19 protein-coding genes and 3 pseudogenes (1 of these 22 running past the window's edge) are annotated in these 12,500 nt (G+C 38.7%); 18 read left to right on the forward strand and 4 right to left on the reverse strand.

Annotated elements, in window-relative coordinates; all coding sequences use genetic code 11:
- The 10 genes from LEP1GSC194_RS16010 to LEP1GSC194_RS16050 all read left to right on the forward strand — a co-directional run.
- A partial coding sequence (locus LEP1GSC194_RS16010; protein ID WP_020774597.1) for an ISL3 family transposase occupies positions 1-502 on the forward strand: 502 nt, incomplete at its 5' end.
- A gap of 192 nt (positions 503-694) precedes the next feature.
- Positions 695-1,201 carry a hypothetical protein gene (locus LEP1GSC194_RS16015; protein WP_155826387.1) on the forward strand — a complete coding sequence of 169 codons (507 nt, stop codon included), beginning with the start codon at positions 695-697 and terminating at the stop codon, positions 1,199-1,201.
- Positions 1,188-1,382: a hypothetical protein gene (locus tag LEP1GSC194_RS16020; protein ID WP_036043377.1), complete on the forward strand. Its 195-nt coding sequence runs from the start codon at positions 1,188-1,190 to the stop codon at positions 1,380-1,382. The genes LEP1GSC194_RS16015 and LEP1GSC194_RS16020 overlap by 14 nt, the downstream gene beginning before the upstream one ends.
- Positions 1,383-1,537: 155 nt before the next feature.
- A complete protein-coding gene (locus LEP1GSC194_RS16025; protein WP_036043408.1) occupies positions 1,538-1,798 on the forward strand; it encodes a ribbon-helix-helix protein, CopG family in 261 nt (86 codons plus the stop codon).
- On the forward strand, positions 1,776-2,192 hold the full coding sequence (locus tag LEP1GSC194_RS16030) for a type II toxin-antitoxin system VapC family toxin (protein ID WP_036043379.1): 417 nt from the start codon (positions 1,776-1,778) through the stop codon (positions 2,190-2,192). The genes LEP1GSC194_RS16025 and LEP1GSC194_RS16030 overlap by 23 nt, the downstream gene beginning before the upstream one ends.
- A gap of 267 nt (positions 2,193-2,459) precedes the next feature.
- On the forward strand, positions 2,460-2,747 hold the full coding sequence (locus LEP1GSC194_RS21645; protein ID WP_081605115.1) for a type II toxin-antitoxin system HigB family toxin: 288 nt from the start codon (positions 2,460-2,462) through the stop codon (positions 2,745-2,747).
- A gap of 1 nt (position 2,748) precedes the next feature.
- Positions 2,749-3,150: a helix-turn-helix domain-containing protein gene (locus tag LEP1GSC194_RS16035; RefSeq protein ID WP_036043409.1), complete on the forward strand. Its 402-nt coding sequence runs from the start codon at positions 2,749-2,751 to the stop codon at positions 3,148-3,150.
- A gap of 332 nt (positions 3,151-3,482) precedes the next feature.
- The gene (locus LEP1GSC194_RS16040; RefSeq protein WP_036043381.1) at positions 3,483-3,734 is read left to right on the forward strand and encodes a transcriptional regulator; all 252 of its coding nucleotides are present in this window, start codon (positions 3,483-3,485) and stop codon (positions 3,732-3,734) included.
- Positions 3,731-4,156: a type II toxin-antitoxin system VapC family toxin gene (locus LEP1GSC194_RS16045; protein ID WP_081605116.1), complete on the forward strand. Its 426-nt coding sequence runs from the start codon at positions 3,731-3,733 to the stop codon at positions 4,154-4,156. The genes LEP1GSC194_RS16040 and LEP1GSC194_RS16045 overlap by 4 nt, the downstream gene beginning before the upstream one ends.
- Before the next feature lie 230 nt (positions 4,157-4,386).
- On the forward strand, positions 4,387-4,944 hold the full coding sequence (locus tag LEP1GSC194_RS16050; RefSeq protein WP_020774599.1) for a dihydrofolate reductase family protein: 558 nt from the start codon (positions 4,387-4,389) through the stop codon (positions 4,942-4,944).
- A 157-nt stretch (positions 4,945-5,101) separates the two neighbouring features.
- Here LEP1GSC194_RS16050 and LEP1GSC194_RS16055 read toward each other — a convergent pair whose 3' ends face one another.
- Together LEP1GSC194_RS16055 and LEP1GSC194_RS16060 are read right to left on the reverse strand one after the other, a co-directional pair.
- On the reverse strand, positions 5,102-5,311 hold the full coding sequence (locus LEP1GSC194_RS16055; RefSeq protein ID WP_036043384.1) for a CopG family antitoxin: 210 nt from the start codon (positions 5,309-5,311) through the stop codon (positions 5,102-5,104).
- On the reverse strand, positions 5,308-5,601 hold the full coding sequence (locus LEP1GSC194_RS16060) for a BrnT family toxin (protein ID WP_017808436.1): 294 nt from the start codon (positions 5,599-5,601) through the stop codon (positions 5,308-5,310). Before LEP1GSC194_RS16060 ends, LEP1GSC194_RS16055 begins: the two co-directional genes overlap by 4 nt.
- A gap of 241 nt (positions 5,602-5,842) precedes the next feature.
- Here LEP1GSC194_RS16060 and LEP1GSC194_RS16065 point away from each other — a divergent pair, with 241 nt between their 5' ends.
- From LEP1GSC194_RS16065 to LEP1GSC194_RS16090, 8 genes and pseudogenes are all read left to right on the forward strand, one after another.
- Positions 5,843-6,568: a YqjF family protein gene (locus LEP1GSC194_RS16065; protein ID WP_020774580.1), complete on the forward strand. Its 726-nt coding sequence runs from the start codon at positions 5,843-5,845 to the stop codon at positions 6,566-6,568.
- Positions 6,569-7,013: 445 nt separating this feature from the next.
- Positions 7,014-7,529 carry a VOC family protein gene (locus tag LEP1GSC194_RS16070; protein WP_020774592.1) on the forward strand — a complete coding sequence of 172 codons (516 nt, stop codon included), beginning with the start codon at positions 7,014-7,016 and terminating at the stop codon, positions 7,527-7,529.
- Positions 7,530-7,737: 208 nt separating this feature from the next.
- Positions 7,738-7,881: pseudogene (locus tag LEP1GSC194_RS23215) on the forward strand (alpha/beta hydrolase); the annotation flags it as partial.
- 20 nt (positions 7,882-7,901) lie between these two features.
- Positions 7,902-8,096, forward strand: a pseudogene (locus LEP1GSC194_RS21660) (AbrB/MazE/SpoVT family DNA-binding domain-containing protein); the annotation flags it as partial.
- A pseudogene (locus LEP1GSC194_RS23220) lies at positions 8,082-8,310 on the forward strand (type II toxin-antitoxin system PemK/MazF family toxin); the annotation flags it as partial. The pseudogenes LEP1GSC194_RS21660 and LEP1GSC194_RS23220, both read left to right, overlap by 15 nt.
- Before the next feature lie 220 nt (positions 8,311-8,530).
- Positions 8,531-8,779 carry an AbrB/MazE/SpoVT family DNA-binding domain-containing protein gene (locus LEP1GSC194_RS16075; RefSeq protein ID WP_020774585.1) on the forward strand — a complete coding sequence of 83 codons (249 nt, stop codon included), beginning with the start codon at positions 8,531-8,533 and terminating at the stop codon, positions 8,777-8,779.
- Positions 8,773-9,096, forward strand: a complete 324-nt coding sequence (locus LEP1GSC194_RS16080) for a type II toxin-antitoxin system PemK/MazF family toxin (RefSeq protein ID WP_036043387.1) — start codon at positions 8,773-8,775, stop codon at positions 9,094-9,096. The genes LEP1GSC194_RS16075 and LEP1GSC194_RS16080 overlap by 7 nt, the downstream gene beginning before the upstream one ends.
- Positions 9,097-9,806: 710 nt before the next feature.
- Complete coding sequence (locus LEP1GSC194_RS16090) at positions 9,807-11,126, forward strand: leucine-rich repeat domain-containing protein (RefSeq protein WP_020774587.1); 1,320 nt, start codon at positions 9,807-9,809, stop codon at positions 11,124-11,126.
- A gap of 140 nt (positions 11,127-11,266) precedes the next feature.
- Here LEP1GSC194_RS16090 and LEP1GSC194_RS16095 read toward each other — a convergent pair whose 3' ends face one another.
- Positions 11,267-11,743 carry a tetratricopeptide repeat protein gene (locus tag LEP1GSC194_RS16095; RefSeq protein ID WP_020774584.1) on the reverse strand — a complete coding sequence of 159 codons (477 nt, stop codon included), beginning with the start codon at positions 11,741-11,743 and terminating at the stop codon, positions 11,267-11,269.
- Between the two features lie 35 nt (positions 11,744-11,778).
- Positions 11,779-12,500 carry the end of a 1-deoxy-D-xylulose-5-phosphate synthase gene (gene dxs, locus LEP1GSC194_RS16100; RefSeq protein WP_020774582.1) on the reverse strand. The gene runs 1,180 nt beyond the window's last position, so only the last 722 of its 1,902 coding nucleotides appear in the window; its start codon lies off the right edge, out of view — the gene reads right to left on this strand; it ends in the stop codon at positions 11,779-11,781.

Consider the following 12,500-nt stretch of genomic DNA (forward strand, 5'->3'; position numbering starts at 1 on the left):
TATTTCAAAATATTTGAATGAAGCGGTGGCTAACATTTGGAAAGATGAGAATCGCAGGCTGCGTAGTGTAAACAATGAAACTCTCTCCGGGACGAAATTTCTATGGTTAACGAACCAAGAAAATTATTCTGATAAGCAAAAGGAAGCTTTCAATTCTCTTAAACTAAATCTGTATAAAGTCGGGAAAGGATGGCAGATAAAAGAAGCCTTTCGTTATTTTTGGTCTTACAGCTATAAAGGTAATGCGGAAAAGTTTTTCAAACGTTGGTATTTTTGGGCTACTCATTCTAAACTTAAACCTATTATTAAAGTCGCTAAGATGCTTTATAAAAACATTAAATACATCCTTACCTACTTCGCTCATCGAATCACAAACGCTGGTTCGGAAAGTATTAATTCAAGTATTCAGAAAATTAAATCGAATGCAAGAGGCTTCAGAAATTTCGATTTCTTCCGCGTCGCTATTCTCTTTCATTTAGGCGGTTTGGACGTTTACCCATGATTTTTCCTGAAGGGCCTCCAATGTTTAGTGTTCATTATAAGGCCCTTACTAACTTTGGAAATAAAGGTTGAAAAATCTAGTTTTTTCTCATATTTGTGGGTAAGGTTATGGTTCGCTATGGCTCACTCGAACCTCGTGTCAAGTCCGGCGCGCAGAAGCGCTTGGACACGCAACGTCGAGGAGACTCTTTCGTTGTCTGAAATGCTGGCCCAAGAGTTTTTAGCAGGAAACATGGCATCGAACATGAAATTTTTTACTAAGAAATGGGCTTCCGGTGAATTATCAGATGAAGAAGCCCAAGAGGTGCCAGAACTTTACCAAAAGCATCTTGATGGTATTATCCCAGAACTTGCATTCTCCGTACGGGCTTTAGCCCTTGGTATAAGCCTTCATGACGGTTTAGTTCAAAAATTTCAGAAGCGTGGTCATAACCTTGAAATTGTCATAATCGTTGGCGATCTTCAGGTTGGCTACCAAACCTTAAAATTGACCTATATTTCTGGAAAATTACTTGCTTCAAAGGCGATGCACGAGAAACTAAAAAAGAAAAATGCAGTCGAAATAATTTATGACGAAATCGACATAGGGGCAAAAGCAGGTTTCATACATAGAATACTCACTTCTTCCAGAAGGCATTTTGAGATTCAATTTACGGATCTGAGAATAAGCTTGAAGCCGAGAAAGAATGGGCGCAAATAATTACGCCGTGGGGCCAGCACTTCAGACAACAAAATTTGACACGCTGCGGTGCCGTAGCTCCTCGGGTCTGCGCGGCAAAGATCGCGCCCGGCAGGGCAAGAATGATGTGCATTTTGCCTGCCGCGCTCGACCCGTTTATTCGAAGATGCAGTTTGCTTTTGATTGGGCGAACTTCGCCTAACTAACGCTTACCGCTTCGTTCGAGATTTGCTAAAGCAAACTCTCACTTCGGTCTTCGACACATCGCTTCGCTCACTTGATTATACGGACTTAGAAGTGTTATTTAGTAAAAATAAGCTCCTTGACTGTAATACTTATATGTGATACATGTTGGCTATGATAAGTTTACGTTTACCACCGGAATTAGAAAGAAAATTGGATTCCTTTGCAAAATCTGAGGGTAAAAGTCGTTCAGAAATAGTTAAAGATTCTATCTTAGAATATATTAAAAATCATGGGAATATCAAAACTCCATTTGAATTAGGGGAAGATTTATTCGGAAAACACGCGTCCGGAGTTTCAGATTTAGCTCAAAATCGGAAAAAATATTTGCAACAATCGATTAAGGGTAAAAATGCAAAACGTAGCTCTAATTGATTCCGGTCCGATTGTTGCTTTGTTTAATTCTAACGATAAATTTCACAAATCTACTTACAAATTCATTAAATCCTATAAAGGTTCACTATTCTCATCGTGGCCAGTAGTTACAGAAGTTGTTTATTTACTTTCATTCTCAATAGGAGCCCAATCTGACTTCTTAGAATGGATTGAAAGGGGAAGTATCCATATTTTAGATATAAGTTTAGAAGATCTTCGATATATAAAAAGTCGTATGAAAAAATATTCCGACTTACCTATGGATTTGGCCGATGCTTCTTTAATGTGTATTGCAGAAAGGGAAGGAATTGAACGAATTATTAGTATTGATTCTGATTTTTCTATTTACAAAACATTAAAAGGAAAGTTTTTACAAAACTTGTTAAAAGTATAACGCGACCCAGCGTCTAACTTCGTCTCCTCGCTTCGTTCAGGATCGCTAACGCGACCTTCACTCCGGCTCCGCACATTGCTTTGCCACTTCGGTTCGAGGGACGCGACTAAGGTCGCTCGAACCTCGTTCCAATTCTTACGCGCGTTTAGACGCGCTCCAGAACCGCAAACGTCGAGAAGCCTATTTCGTTAGGCGTAATCGCTTAAAAATTTCTTGGGACTAAAATAAAGCTTGCAATAAATCTCAATATGAGATATTATTTACTTTGTGCATGTAATAAGTAAGCGAAAAATTAGAGATTTTATTGAACAATATCCAAAATCGAGATCTTCACTGGAATTATGGTATAAAGTCTTAAGTAAAACGGATTTTGATAATTTTCCCGATTTAAGAAATGTTTTACCCTCAACAGATATTGTGCAAAATTTATTCGTCTTTAATATATCTGGAAACAATTTCAGACTTATTGCAGCCATTCATTTTAATAGGAAGAAAGTTTATATTCGAGAAATTCTAACTCATTCTGAGTATGACAAAGGAAAATGGAAGGTGTGAAATGATCGCTGAATTAGAAAAAGTAAAGAATGTGTGGCCTGAGATTAAAGAAGTCATTTCCTATCCGAGGACTCAAAAACAATATAAGAAACTTGTAGAGATATTAGATAACTTAATTGATGAGATAGGTAACAACGAAAAACATTCATTGGCGCCATTAATGGAAACAATCGGAAACGTGGTTGAGTCATATGAATCTGACCATTTTCCAGAGATTGAATCTGATCCAATTGAAATTCTAAAGTCTTTAATGGAAGAGCACGGGCTATCTCAAAAAGATATGAAGGAGCTTGGTAGTCAAGGTGTTGTATCAGAAATTTTAAATGGTAAAAGAGAATTAAATGTAAGGCAAGTCAAAGCTTTGTCTAAAAGATTTAATGTTTCTCCCGCAGTTTTTATTTAAGATTTTAAAATCAAAGCGACTACGCATAACTTCATCTCCTCGCTCCGTTCAGGATCGCTAACGCGACCTTCACTCCGGGCTAAAGCGACATTGCTTTGTCACTTCGGTTCGCGGGACGCGACTAAGGTCGCTCAAACCTTGCGCCAACCCCATCGCGCACAAGCGCTCGGGGACGCAACGTCGAGGAGACTCTTTCGTTATGCGAAATGCCTGCTAAGTGGCTTTTGAAACAGAAAATGCACTTATGTATTCGCTTTTGTAATTTAAGAAAACTCAAAAATCTCATTGACAAAATCGCGAATGTATTACATATGTGATACAAGAGGCAAAGTATGATTAGTCTTCGATTACCCCCAGAATTAGAAAAGAAATTATCAGAAGTAACTAAAATTGAGAATAAAAGTAAATCAGAAGTTATTAAAGAGTCTTTAGTTTATTATATTGATAACTTTGCTCAGGAACCATCCGCCTATGAATTAGGTGAAAAATACTTTGGCCGATATAAAAGTGGAATTTCAGACAAATCGGTAAATCACCAAAAGTATATTAAAAATGTGATACTGAGAAAGCAAAAAGATAAATGATAAAAGCAATTATTGATACTGGACCAATCATAGCGTTCTTCGATGAATCAGATATTTACTGTAATGAAATAAGATCTTTTCTTAAAAATTTCAAAGGAAGACTATTCACAACTTTAGCTATTGTAACGGAAGTTTCGTACCTGCTATCAGATAATAAGAAAATTCAGAATTCTTTTATCGAATGGATTAAAGACGGTGCAATTACAATTTTAAATCAAGACAATGAGCATTTTCCATTGATTCATCATTATATGGAAAAGTATTCAGATCGACCAATGGACTTTGCAGATGTTTCTCTTGTGAGTCTTTCCGAAATTTATGGAATAAAAGATATTTTAACTTTAGGTAGCGATTTCCTTTTTTACAAAACAAAAAAAGGCAAAGCATTAAATATTATTAATTCTGAAATGATCAAATCTTAAATTAGGGCAAACACGATCGCCTAACTTCGGTTTCTCGCTCCGTTCACCATTCGCGGTTCCCGCTCAGGCTCATTCAAGTCTCGCGCCAACTCTTCGCGCATAAGCGCTTCAGATACACAACGTCGAGAAGCCTATTTCGTTAAGCTACATGCCCCGCCGCTATATTCGATTATCAAAAAGTCGATTAATTGGTGCTTGAACTTTTCAGTGAACACCATATAAGTAGATCTATGAGAAAAGTAGTTTTTGCGATCAACATTAGCACCGACGGGTTTTGCGGCCACACGGATATGGTTGCCGACGACGAACTGCACGATTACTTCACCCGGATCCTGCGGAATGCGAGTCTCCTCCTCTACGGCCGCATCACGTATCAACTCATGGTGCCCTTTTGGCCCGAAGTCGCCAAGAACCGGTCCATGTCGGAAACAATCAATGAGTTCGCTCGCGTGTTTGACTCGCTCGACATGGTCGTATTCTCAACCACATTGGCACACGTTGAAGGAACGAACAAGAGACTCTTACGCGCGAACATTGCGGAAGAGGTGATCGCGTTGAAGCAGCAGCCCGGAAAGGACATTTGCGTGGGCAGTTTGAGCATTGCGTCGCAGCTTTCCGAGCGCGGTTTGATTGACGAGTATCGTTTTGTGGTTCATCCGGTTGTTGCCGGAAAAGGGCCGCGGTTATTCGAGACCGTGAAGCCGCAGGAGAACCTTCGGTTGGACTTTCTTGGTTCGGAAACTTTTAAATCCGGCACCGTTGCTCTTCACTATAGAAAACATACGTAAGAAAAACGGATTTCGGAAGCGGGGCACGAACGCCTAACTGCCGCTATACGCTGCGCTCCGGGAAGGCAAACGTCGAGAAGTCTCTTTCGTTAGGCGTCATCACGTTTGAAATGCAAATTTGAGAAAGCATCTTAGTTTAAAGAATTAAGAAAGGATATTACTTCCAAGTAAGGTCAATTTTCTTATGCTTCGATGCGCATTCAGCTAAGTATAAATTAATTAAATTTTGATATGGAATACCAGTCTGATCAGATAAAGTTTTAAAGTATCCGATAGTATCAACATCAACTCTAATCGTAATTGGTTTTTTCAGTTTTTTTAAATAGGGGTTTTTCTTTGACTTTGAAAAATCGTATTCTTTTCTCATAAAAATTCCTCGTATTGTTTGGATTCTAATTTCGTTGCTTTTCTTGCTGAGATAATTCGGATTGTGTCTTTTGAAGAACGATAACAATGCGAAACCATCAAAAGATTTAATTTATAACTAAATCCAAGTATGATAAATCTTTCTTCATTTTCGGAGTGGTCTGGGTCATCTATAATCCTTGCGTTTTCGTCGTAAAAGACTGTCTTTGCTTCTTCAAATGAAATCCTATGTTTTTTTCTATTTGCGGTATTTTTCGATGCATCCCATTCAAATTCGATTGACGTCGACATATGCATAGTGTCAATATATAGTAAATATAAAGAATGTCAATAGTATTCATTGACTGAAATAATTACTTAATGTGATATAGTCTTATGGACGCGTGACAGCAACTAACTACGGCTATATGCTGCGCATCGTCGCTCACGGTTCCCTCTCGGACCTCGCGCCAACTCCTTCGCGCGCAAGCTTGGAAAAAACGCACGCGAAACGCCGCCTAGCCGTGTGCGTTAGGCGAAATGGCGTAATATTATGAATAAGAAAAATAAATTAGCGAATGATTCGCCGTTCCGATTGTGGAATATACCGGAGCGAAGTTGGCTGTGGTACCAAGAATGGAATCGTGCTATCTTCATTCACATTAAAATTGATCCCGATTTATTGGTTCCTCTCATCCCCATAGGTTTGGAAATCGATAAATATGAGGGGGAAACCTGGCTATCAATTGTTGCATTCTCGATGGAAAATGTTCATCCAAAAGGTTTTTTTCCGTTTCCGCCTGTTTCAAATTTTCATGAAGTTAATGTCAGAACCTATGTAGTGAAAGATAATAAACCGGGAGTTTATTTTCTAAGTATTGAAGCTGAAAAATTAATACCGGTTATTTTGGCTAAGTATCTTTCAGGGCTACCTTACAAAAAATCTTCAATTATTCGTAAAGTTGGGCCTATCGAGGAGTATTTTGTTAAAAATTATAGAAATAGCCTAACAATAAAGTATAAGGTTAAAAACCCGTTAAATTCCAAAAGCGCACTTGATATTTGGCTTACCGAACGTTACTGTCTTTATAATGCATATTGTGGAAAGCTTGTTCGACTTGAGATCCAGCATCAGCCATGGCCTTTATCGGATATCGATATTGATTCAATTCAATTTAACTATAAAATTGGTGAGAAGATACTGACTAATAATCCTATTGGTTTGGTTCATTATTCTCCGGGTGTTTCTGTTCAGGCTTGGAATGAAGAAATTCTTTAATATTGGCTTTGCGAGATTATAGGGTTACGCGTTTGCCACTTCGCATCAGTCGTTAGGCGACAGTTTGCGTAAATCGGATTGACAGAAACGACTAGAGGGTATCTGTTTTATTACATTTCTATTTGATTGATATCCGAAAATTATCGCAAAATACTTTCCTTTTAAAAGAAAGGAACTAGGTGTTAGGATTTTATAGACAGAACATACAACTCTGCTCCTAATTTTTTATTGAGTTCATTAAACAATGCCGGAAATCATGTAAAGCTCTACGAAGTTTATTTGTCTGATAAATCAATTGAAAAGTTCATCAATGTAACTATCCGAACAAGTCTAAACCATTAAATGTTCGTGCAGCGGGATGCCTTTCCGGCGAAAAATTCGAAACGACTATTTTCATAAAATTTGTAACACAGACGATCAATCACTCTAAAAGAAGGAGAAAAACATGACGAAATCAAAGAAAAAAAGCAGTTCGCTGAAGCGGAAACCCGATGAAACGAAACTTAAATTCGTGGCGGCTCCGTCGCACAGCATAACCCCTTTTCTCATGTTCAACGCGAACCCCGAAGAAGCGGCGAATTTTTATGTGTCGATCTTCAAGAAATCTAAAGTTCTTAGGGCTAACCCGATGCAGGCCGATTTCATTCTGAACGGCCAAAGATTTTTTTCCTACAATGGCGGACCTGGTTTTCAATTCAGTTGGGGCGTCTCATTCATGATCAGCGTAGAAACGCAAAAAGAGGTCGATTATTACTGGAACGCCCTTCTCGCAGACGGCGGCAAAGAAGCTATGTGCGGCTGGGTTCAGGATAAATACGGTATGTGGTGGCAGATAACCCCTAAAATTCTCTTGCAACTTATATCGCATAAAGATCGTGCGAAGGCCGAGCGCGCGCAACAAGCAATGCTGAAGATGCAAAAAATTGACATCGCCGCGCTTAAGGCGGCCGCAGCCGGTTAAAACGGCTTTTGCTTTTTGCCACCGCGAGAGCAAAACGTTACGCTCGCTTTGCTCTCTTCCGACTTCCGCAGATAACATCGTATAGTCGTGTCGTTACGCGCCATTGTCTAAAAAATAAGATGTTATCGAGCTATAAAAATGCTCGGTTTGAACCCAAACGTTATGCGTCGTTGCGTAAAATTGTTCTTTTCAAAAGTTATAATAATCAATGAAACGTCTTTATTTAATTAGCGGCCTTGGTGCGGATGAAAGAGTATTTAGAAATATCGATTTTGACGGAAATGATACAAAGTTTATTTCTTGGATAAGCCCCGAAACTAACGAGGAGCGCTCTATTTATTGCAAAAGATTAAAAGGTATATACAATGTATAATGGAATCAATTATTCAAAAATGGAGTAATAGCTTAGGAATTAGAATTCCAAAAGCAATGGCAATTAAATGATGGAAGTTGCGTCGAATCGCAATTCGAAGGGGATAAATAGTTATTTATCCAATGCGAAAAGCATCTCTAGAAGAAAAACTCGCAAAAATTACAAAACAAAATCTTCATAAGGAATATAATTCAAAAACCGGCTTAGCAATTATTTTGTCCAATAACAAGTAAGATTCAGGGATATCCATTTGAAGCGACTGTTAAATCTAAAAAGTTCAACGGTGTAATTCTTTCCGATCAAGTGAAGAACTTAGATTGGACTATCCGTGAAGCGGAACTTATAAAATCAACAAACAAACTTTCTTTGAAAGAAGTTTTAAATAACGTTAAATTGTTAGTATTTTAATCGCGGGCTACGACAACGAACTTCGCGCAAGAGCTCTGCGAACGTCGAGAAGTCTTTTTCGTTAGGCGACAATTTTTAGATATCTTTTGAAATGAAAATTGCAAGGAGATATTCAATACAAAAGTTCAATTTCCGTCACTGGCCCACCGGCCTTCTATCGAAGGCAAAATCTTACTCCTTTTTGATTGACAATTCTTAATGTAATTACATAGTAATTACTATGAAAGCTTCAGTTATAAAAATAGGTAATTCTAAAGGGATTCGGATTCCTAAAGCCGTTTTAGAAGAATGTCAAATTGAAGAAGAAGTAGATTTACTAATAGATAATAATAAACTAATCATTGTACCTCTAAAATCAAAACCAAGAGAAGGTTGGGAAAAACAATTTAAAACAATGTCATCCAATAAAGATGATAAATTACTGATTCCTGATTCGATAGATTTATCGGACAAGGATTGGAAATGGTGATTTTTCAATACGAAATATATTTGATTAATTTAGATCCAACGATCGGGTATGAGATAAAAAAATCAAGACCGTGCGCGATAATCTCGCCTAATGAAATGAATAAAACTATTGGAACAATTATTATTGCACCAATGACAACTAAATCTCGATCGTATCCAACAAGAGTTGAATTAAAATTTCGAGAAAAGAAAGGTTGGGTTGTATTGGATCAAATTCGAACAGTAGATAAAACGCGTCTGATAAAAAGGTTAGGAAAAATAGATTCCAAAACAGTTAATAAAATGAAACTGATTATAAAAGAAATGTTGGTTGATTAATTACGAGTCAATTAAAACCGTCGCCTAACTACTAACGTTTGAAACAATATGACTTATTTCGGCGGGCTTGGAACAGAGAAAGGATGGTACAAATTCAAGTTTATACTTACGCCGAACGAGTTCAAAGATCTTTTTGAAGGCTTAGAGTATCGGTTTGTAATCACAAATACTCGGGTTCCCATTGACTATTCTATAAATGATAAAGATTCCATCTTTAAACATTATCGATTTTGCTACGCGAAGGTCACCTCAGCTGATCCTTGGGTGCGGAAGGAAGATTGGAAACGGGAACGCAACCTCAGGATCTCAATCACACAAGACACAAAGATGATTCAATTTCAAGAAATTCGGGACGAGAAAGGTCGACTGTTACAGGACTTTAAAAGTGTAGAGCCCCAAGGGCCTGTGATTAACATTTCCCCATTTTATCTACGCTGTGTTAACGATAAACTATCGATTGAGATTTTAAATGAGGAAGGAATTTTAGGACTCGAACTCAATTTTCCTAAAGTTGTAACATTTCACAACGAAGGATTTGAGAAGATTCATGAAACAGGATATTTCTAGTTAAAGAGGAAAATCGTTCTCAAAATTTCGCCTAACGTATAAAGGACAGATCAACTTATGAATACGAACGAAGAACTCAATGATTTTCTATTTAAAAAAAGTAATTGTCTTTACGATGCAAACGGCGTGTCTTTAATCAAAATATGAAACTAAACCCAGAAGACTGGTTCCGACAACTGAATATTAGCTGGAAAGAGAAATTCGAAAGAGAAGCGGCGATGCGAAAGACGGCCGTAAATCCGGAAGTTATTCTCGCAGCGGATTGGTTTACGATCTATGAAGCGGATCAAATCGATTCTTTAGAGCCTATATCCGCATTTTCCAAACTGAAAAGTTTTTCGATTCATAACAAAAACGGAATTGATCTTTCGCCTTTACAAGTTCTTGGAAATCGTTTGGAAAAACTGACGATTACGGAATCGAACTCAAACCTCAGCGTATTAAAAGATTTCAAAAAACTGAAAGAACTCACATTACACGGAAGTTTTACCGATAGCCCTACCCTGCTCTTAGAAAAATTAGAATTTTTGAATATGGAATTATCCGGCCGACTTGAATCCCTGGATTTTAAGGATATTCCGATTGAAAATCTGGCGATTTTAAAACCTTTTACGAAAATACGCAGGCTTAGGATTTCAAACACGAAAGTGACCGACATCTCACCCTTGGAAAGCCTGAAAAATTTGGAAGAACTCAATCTGTCCGATTCTCCCGTATCATCCTTCGAGATTCTTTCCAAACTTCCGCTTCGGACCCTTTACGCGGACAATACGAATTTTTCGGATCTAAAGCCGTTTTACAAAACGAAAAAAATGCTTACTCTCTATTGTAGAAAAACGAAAGTCAGTTTTGAAGAGTTATTGCGGTTTAGAAATTCGCTTTCTAATTCCTCCCTTTTAGCGCTGATCCTTGTCTCCGATTTCAACGAGAACAATACAACCTTTGTAAGATCGCTGAAATCGATCGATTTTCCTCTGAACGAATTGGGTAGAGCTTTGACGGAATGGACGTATCAGAGAATCGGTAATCTCATCGCCGACGATTTCGGTTTTAACGAAGATCCAAAAAAAGAAAAAATATGGGAAGCAATTCCGATTCTAAGGGCATTTTTGGATTTAGCCGAGTTCAAACACGACCCAGAAACCGAGAAAAGATATACGACGCTTTTACAAGATTCTATTTTTTGCACACTTTGTATCGGCGCGGATATCGATCCCGATTTCGACAGAAAAACACTGGATAAAACAACGGATCTCATCCCCGACAAAATCCAAAGTCCGCGTTTCGCTTTTTTATTGGCCCGGTATTTCGCCAAAAGGGAAGACCGGAAGCAACTTCTTCGTTACGTTTCGATTTGTATTTCCCTCAAACACAGGAAAGATTCCTTTCTTAAATTCGAAGAATTTAAACCTTTCCTGGAAGACGATGATTTCAAAATCCTTCTTTCCAAGATGCAGGAATGAGTACTTTCGATTTTTTTAATTTGAAAATTCAATTATCGCAGTAAGATACGCAGTAGTATAAAACCGATACGCGATTTTCTTTAAGATAGATTCAAAAATGCGAATACGATCCGAGTTGCTTTGACGTTACGAAGTTTGACTCAAATCGCGAAGCCCAGTTCTTCTTTGAGTTTTTTGGCTTCTTCAAAATCGGGTTTGATCAGGATCGCACGATGCAGATACTGAAGCGATCTTTCGGGACGATTCCAAATTTTATACAGTGTGGCGAGATTGTAGAGTGAGATATGAGGCGCGTCGTTCAATTCGCAGCGTAAGGATTTTTTCAGCCAGTATACGGCTTCATTTTCCTTCCCCGCTCTTAGTAGTATGATTCCGATTTCGTTACAGGGATTTCCGTAATTCCGATTTACTTCCACGGATCTGTAAAAGTGCATCAATCCCTTTTCGGGATTTCCCTTTTGATTTTCCATGAGTCCTAAATAGAAATACGCCTCGTGACTTTCCTCGTTTTCCAAAGAAAGTTTGAACAAATATTCCGCTCTGTCGCTATCGCCCTTCTTGTAAAAATATTTTGCCGCTTCTAGAAAATCCGAAGGAGTAAAGTTTTGCAATTCCATAACCCGTTTTTATTTTCATTTTCGGTTTGGAACGGTTACGGGATTAAGTTTTTTTTCAGCGCCTCCGCTACGTGTTCCGCTATCGACTGCCCGTCCAATTGATACGCTTTGAAAATTTCCTTTCTTTCTCCGTGATGTATGGGTTCCGGCGGAAATCCGTAGGTTTTGACGTATTTCGTCAAATTCTCCGGTGAAATTCGATTGAGCAGATATCCGGAAGCCCCCGCGTCCACATAACTTTCGTCTAATATCGCAAAACGTCTAACGTTGGTCAATTCCGCTTCGAGCGCTTCCACCCCGAGCGGTCGTAACCACACCAGATCGATGAGCGTTACGCTGAAGCCCTCGCCCTCCAGAATTTCGGTCGCCTTTTTGGCCTCGTCGATCATGGAGCCAATCGTTAATAACGCTAGGTCCGTTCCTTTTTTGAGAACTCGAAACGTTCCAGGTTTTAATTCCGTTTTTTTGTAAAAATCCAAAGTACTTAAATCCACGCTCGACTTTGGAAATCGTATGGCAATCGGAGACGTATCGTACGTTTCCATCCATCGAAGCGAATCGATCAAATCCTGTCCGTTAGACGGCACAAATACGTCCATGTTCGGTAAGCCGAGCAGATATCCTAAATCGAATAGTCCTTGGTGTGTTTCTCCGTCCGGTCCCACACATCCCGCCCGATCGATCACAAATCGAACCGGTAGTTTCATGAGCGATACGTCTTCCACGAGTTGATCCATTGCCCTCGTCAAAAACGTGG

It is taken from the genome of Leptospira alstonii serovar Sichuan str. 79601 (assembly GCF_000347175.1).
Taxonomy (GTDB): Bacteria; Spirochaetota; Leptospiria; order Leptospirales; family Leptospiraceae; genus Leptospira; species Leptospira alstonii.

Coding starts and splice junctions, on each gene's coding strand:
- LEP1GSC194_RS16020 (WP_036043377.1), top strand. CDS start 1,188: ATGGGCGCAAATAATTACGCCGTGGGGCCAGCACTTCAGACAACAAAA.
- LEP1GSC194_RS16025 (WP_036043408.1), top strand. CDS start 1,538: ATGATAAGTTTACGTTTACCACCGGAATTAGAAAGAAAATTGGATTCC.
- LEP1GSC194_RS16030 (WP_036043379.1), top strand. CDS start 1,776: ATGCAAAACGTAGCTCTAATTGATTCCGGTCCGATTGTTGCTTTGTTT.
- LEP1GSC194_RS16035 (WP_036043409.1), top strand. CDS start 2,749: ATGATCGCTGAATTAGAAAAAGTAAAGAATGTGTGGCCTGAGATTAAA.
- LEP1GSC194_RS16040 (WP_036043381.1), top strand. CDS start 3,483: ATGATTAGTCTTCGATTACCCCCAGAATTAGAAAAGAAATTATCAGAA.
- LEP1GSC194_RS16045 (WP_081605116.1), top strand. CDS start 3,731: ATGATAAAAGCAATTATTGATACTGGACCAATCATAGCGTTCTTCGAT.
- LEP1GSC194_RS16050 (WP_020774599.1), top strand. CDS start 4,387: ATGAGAAAAGTAGTTTTTGCGATCAACATTAGCACCGACGGGTTTTGC.
- LEP1GSC194_RS16055 (WP_036043384.1), bottom strand. CDS start 5,311: ATGAGAAAAGAATACGATTTTTCAAAGTCAAAGAAAAACCCCTATTTA.
- LEP1GSC194_RS16060 (WP_017808436.1), bottom strand. CDS start 5,601: ATGTCGACGTCAATCGAATTTGAATGGGATGCATCGAAAAATACCGCA.
- LEP1GSC194_RS16065 (WP_020774580.1), top strand. CDS start 5,843: ATGAATAAGAAAAATAAATTAGCGAATGATTCGCCGTTCCGATTGTGG.
- LEP1GSC194_RS16070 (WP_020774592.1), top strand. CDS start 7,014: ATGACGAAATCAAAGAAAAAAAGCAGTTCGCTGAAGCGGAAACCCGAT.
- LEP1GSC194_RS16075 (WP_020774585.1), top strand. CDS start 8,531: ATGAAAGCTTCAGTTATAAAAATAGGTAATTCTAAAGGGATTCGGATT.
- LEP1GSC194_RS16080 (WP_036043387.1), top strand. CDS start 8,773: ATGGTGATTTTTCAATACGAAATATATTTGATTAATTTAGATCCAACG.
- LEP1GSC194_RS16090 (WP_020774587.1), top strand. CDS start 9,807: ATGAAACTAAACCCAGAAGACTGGTTCCGACAACTGAATATTAGCTGG.
- LEP1GSC194_RS16095 (WP_020774584.1), bottom strand. CDS start 11,743: ATGGAATTGCAAAACTTTACTCCTTCGGATTTTCTAGAAGCGGCAAAA.